General features: G+C 46.3%; 3 protein-coding genes. All 3 read right to left on the bottom strand.

Features of this window, described 5'->3' with window-relative positions; all coding sequences use genetic code 11:
- Positions 1–244: 244 nt before the first annotated feature.
- Positions 245–2,455: a YjbH domain-containing protein gene (locus B9J84_RS12340; RefSeq protein WP_094124249.1), complete on the bottom strand. Its 2,211-nt coding sequence runs from the start codon at positions 2,453–2,455 to the stop codon at positions 245–247.
- On the bottom strand, positions 2,452–3,333 hold the full coding sequence (locus tag B9J84_RS12335; RefSeq protein ID WP_094124248.1) for a capsule biosynthesis GfcC family protein: 882 nt from the start codon (positions 3,331–3,333) through the stop codon (positions 2,452–2,454). Before B9J84_RS12335 ends, B9J84_RS12340 begins: the two co-directional genes overlap by 4 nt.
- Positions 3,330–4,031, bottom strand: a 702-nt coding sequence (locus tag B9J84_RS12330) for a YjbF family lipoprotein (protein ID WP_404207230.1), incomplete at its 5' end; no start/stop codon positions are given. The genes B9J84_RS12335 and B9J84_RS12330, both read right to left, overlap by 4 nt.

The raw sequence follows: 4,031 nt of genomic DNA, 5'->3' as shown, positions 1-4,031 counted from the left end.
AGCTCATAAGCACTATTGATGAGCTCAATGGGCAAGAGGTCTGCGAGTGTTTCAACTTGATTTGGTTTATAACTGTTGATGATATCGAGGGCTTGAGAAACGTGCATAAAAAAATCCGATAAACAAGGTCTATCGGATTTTTACATAAAGGTAGGATCATTCAACTGATCTGCCGATTAAAGTCTTAACTGATCGGCATTAGCCCATAAATGAGCTCTCTTTTTATTAGTAACAATAGTCTAAGCTAGTTGCTTGAGATAGGGCGACCATACCAAGGGGAGCGTGCATCCGTCATATCGTACAAGCGATATTGTCGGTTCAGCATTTGCCCACCATCACGTTGAATCGGTAACCAAGATACGGTCACGCGCTGTGTACTCGGCCGAATGGTCATCAAGTCCATAGGAATTGAAACATAAAATCCCTTGGTAAAACTGCCTTCACCAAACTCTTCTGCAGAAAGGTTCGTTTTAGAAATAAACGCACCGGCAATCACACCACTATCAAACTGCTTAGAAAAATCGACCGACATACCGATATCGTCGGTTAAGTAACGCCCCGCACTGACCTTGAGTAAGGTATTGTCTATCAATGACCAAAATTTAGGCTGCCAATAGAGTGTTGCATGGCCTGTTACTGTGCCCGTCTGTACTCGATAGTTTCGACCCGTTTGTGGATCAGAATGCACTTCTTCTTTATACAGACCAAAAGCGGTGTCAGGGTCGCGCTGTTTTACATAGTTTCCGTCAATCCCAACCGCCCAATTTTTGCCTAATGGACGATAGAGTATTTCACCGCCGACACCAGCAAACATGGTTTCGAGATACCCTGCGTAGCTTTGACCAAACCAACTTTGGCCGAATGTATCAAAGTAGGTCAGTTGCAGGCTATCAAGGCGAACAGCATCTTCATAATATTGTCGAGACAAGGTACGAACCCGTTTCAAATCAGTACCATCTGGCGGTACGGTGTACTTGTATTTGTCGTAGTTATCGGCAAGGTTGCCATAAAGGCTGCCAGAGAGTAGCCAATGATCTCGTGTTTGTACGCTGGCATTGGCACTGACACCAAGCGCGTACAAATAAAAGTCTTCAGAGCCGCCAAAAGACTGCTGCAACACAGGCGCTAAACCAAATTGCCACGCATCATACTGCTGCGCTTTTACTTCGCCATTGATCGCGACAGGGTTACCACGCGCACTGGCATCGGTGATGTGAGCGTTAGGGTAATCACGGTCAGCAACGCGGGCAAACGCATTCGCTTTTATTCTGGTTTCAGTGAGAGGCTGATTATTGGCCGTCTCGATGATGCGATACGTCTGTGCATCAATGCCTTGATTCGCCAGCAGCAATGCGGCGCGTTCATGCGCTTCTTTGCGATCGCGATACTTATATTGTTCAGCTTCAATCGTGAGGGTGGCATCATCTTGGTACAAAGTCGCTTGTTTATAACCGGCGATTACATCAAGGTCATGAAGTAACGTTTGCCATTCAGCATCGTCTAACTCATGTGATTTTGTTTGCGGAGCATAACTGGGTTTGGGTTCATCAACCCACACCGGTTGCATGGTCGCCAAGTTCGTACCCAAGGTAATGCCTGCGGTAAAGGTATTACCGCGTTCATAGCTAAGGCGTAAATCGGCCCAATCAGCAAGAGCGTATACCACACCAAAGTTCCACGGTGTTGAAATGGGCATTACTGCATCACCACGGGTGACGGGAAAATCACTGCGGTAATCATTGCCATCGTATTCCACTTTTAGACGTAGTGGTTGCCAAGGTGTTTGGTATTCAACCCCACCAAATAGCGACGTACAACCCGTGAACATCCGTCCAATATCAAATTGGCCGCCTTTGCCACTGACACTAGTATCGCGACCGCAATCTGGTGTTGAGGATTTATCACCCGTTAAGTTCGCGTTGTTACCCAAATAACCCCAGCCAACGCCGAGTGTGACATCCAATGGGCCAAAACGTTTACTGGCTGCAATAAATTCGCCATCAAACAAACCTGTACCGCCAACATCACGTAACCCTACCGACACTTCCGGCAGCCAATATCCCTCTTCTAGCAAACGCAGTTTGGCATCAATCGATTTATCCGTGTATTTCGTATCACCGCTAAAGCTGGTATCGCCGCTGTAAAGTAGCTCATGCACTTGCGTGTAACGAATTGTCGCTTCTAGCCATGGGAAGAGTTGGAGTGAACTGATGTAATGAATGTAATCATCGTTGTTTGTGACGCTTAAACTGAATTGGCCTTCTGGCATCATGCGGGCACTGGGCATCTGTATTAAGCCTGTACCACCAAAATCAGTTTGAGAATGCACCAGCGTCGGGTAGCTGAATTCGTCAGCTTGGCTCGGTAACGCCAAACTAAACGCAATGCAGCACGCCATACAAGTGACGTGAGGTGGTTGAATCGTCGAAGACGAAAGATAACTCAGTTTCATCATGGCAATTGATTTCGCAGCAGTTCAACGACAATGTCGTTCACATTGTGTAGTGAATATTGAGGATAAAGTGATGTCGTTTCGATAGGGAAAGGCACGTAAAGTGTCGCTCCGGGCGCGATATCTTGAAAGTCGTGATTCCAATAGGCGATATCATGCAGTGAGGCGTGACCATCGGGTTGAATCACCCATACTTGCGAGATATCCGCCTCAGCAAGGCCTGCCGAGCGAACATAATGACCCGCATCGGTGCGTGGTTTCCAAGCCATGTCACCAGCTTGTTTAACATTCCCCAAAACTGATACTGTGGTGGGTAACGTATTGAGTGACAGCAGCCATTGACCTTGTAATTTCGGGTTCTGACTGGCCGTGATACGCGTGATGTCGGGATCAAGCGGAGTAAAAATACGCTGTGCAAAAGCATTCGCGCGTAGCTGCTCTTTCAGCTGACGCCAGCGCTTTTTGTGAGCCGATGTGGCCAAACTTTCTTGATGGGTGATCGCAAGCAGAACCTGCTGCTTTTTTTGATACGGGCTGGTCACATCAAACAAGGCGCTGCTTAACCAATCGATATCGGCAGGTAACTGCGCACTGGCATTCAGCGCATTGATGACTAATTCATCCACTCTTGGCACAGATGCAAAAGAGAGGGAGAGGGCAGGTGTATCTGCGCTTCTCACTTCAACCACACTAGCCGGTGCACTATAGGCAGCCGGTGATAATGCGCATAATACGCCCAGCAGAAAATACTTCATTAATGTAGGTTTTATTAATGTAGCTTTTATTAATGTAGGTTTTGGCACTGGTGCGCTCAGTAACGTACGTTTTTCTAGCCAAACGTAGCGTATAACGTAGCGTATTAAGTTAGGCCATAGAATCATGACTTATTCGCTCCTGAGAAAGGTTTAGCAACAATCAGTTCAAAGCGCGCCATGCCGGGAGCTGGCGTTTGTTCGCTGGCAACGACTTCGCCACTGCTTGGCTCAAGCCAATAGTGATTCGTGTAATGTTGGTCAATCGCTAAAATCGTCACATTTTCCACCACATGTAATAAATTTCTAGCGCCCTGTGGCAATAGCTTTTGCTCCTCACCTTGTACAACAAAGCGAGATTGAGCGTGATATTGGGTGTGATAGCCCGGCTGCCAGCTGATCTCATATTCCCAGTAGCGCGGGGTGCTGGAATCATGCAAACCAATCGCTAGAGGATCAGGCTGCTGCGATCGAGTATTGGATAAATTCGCATCCAGCAAATTCACGGTTTTAGTGATTCGCCCTGCCGAGGTAACGATCATCTCATGATTTGCGGATAAATATTTTAAAGCCAGCGGGTTGGATTGAAATTGGCGAGAATCTTTTTCGGCCCAAGCTAATATCATTAATGCTTGAGGGTTATCCCCTTGCTTTACATAAATACTAGCGTAGGGCAACTCATTAATTTTATTTTGCGAGATACTTAATGATTCAGGGCCAAATAGAGCAAGATTTAAAGAATCAGTAAAATATTGAGTGTTTTGTGTACAGCCTGTAATTAAAAAACCGCAACAAATAAATAACGAGTGAATAGCAAACTTCATAAT

Origin of the sequence: Vibrio sp. V03_P4A6T147 (assembly GCF_002241085.1) — a bacterium.
GTDB lineage: Bacteria > Pseudomonadota > Gammaproteobacteria > Enterobacterales > Vibrionaceae > Vibrio > Vibrio anguillarum.
The sequence above is the reverse complement of the archived record's forward strand: the minus strand, read 5'-3'. Positions and strand labels throughout refer to the sequence as shown.